This is a genomic window from Micromonospora sp. NPDC005087 (genome assembly GCF_042872965.1).
In the GTDB taxonomy this organism is placed as follows: Bacteria; Actinomycetota; Actinomycetes; order Mycobacteriales; family Micromonosporaceae; genus Micromonospora.
Genome location: NZ_JBIALB010000018.1, coordinates 1 through 417 on the forward strand (window position 1 = coordinate 1; position 417 = coordinate 417).

The 417-nt window shown below is 70.3% G+C and carries 1 rRNA gene and 1 pseudogene; one reads left to right on the forward strand and one right to left on the reverse strand.

Going from position 1 to position 417, the window contains the following annotated elements:
- Positions 1-93 (forward strand): 5S ribosomal RNA (gene rrf / locus ACFYPS_RS29835); the annotation flags it as partial.
- Between the two features lie 90 nt (positions 94-183).
- On the opposite strand, the pseudogene ACFYPS_RS29840 reads toward rrf, so the two are convergent.
- Positions 184-417 (reverse strand): annotated as a pseudogene (locus ACFYPS_RS29840) (hypothetical protein); the annotation flags it as partial.

The following is a 417-nucleotide window of genomic DNA, read 5'->3' on the forward strand; positions in this document are numbered from 1 at the left end:
ACGCCCGGTCACATTCCGAACCCGGAAGCTAAGCCCTCCAGCGCCGATGGTACTGCACTCGTGAGGGTGTGGGAGAGTAGGACGCCGCCGGACAATCTTCCAGTCGAGGGCCGCCCCATCCGGGTCGGCCCTCGACTGCGTAGCGCCATTGGTGGCGCAATGAGGAAGGATGTACCTGTGAGTTCAGGACCGCAGGGCGGAGACCGTCCCCGTCGTTACGAAGACCGTACTGACGGCCAGGGCGGCCGCGACCGCGGCCCGCGTCGCGACGACCGTCCCCCGTACCGGGGAGACCGTGACAGCGCTGGCGGAGCCCGAGGCGGATACGCCGGCGGCCGCGACGCCGGTTCCCGTGGTGGTGACCGGGACGGTTCGCGCTCGGGTACGCCTCGTGAGGGTGGCTACCGCGGCGGCGAA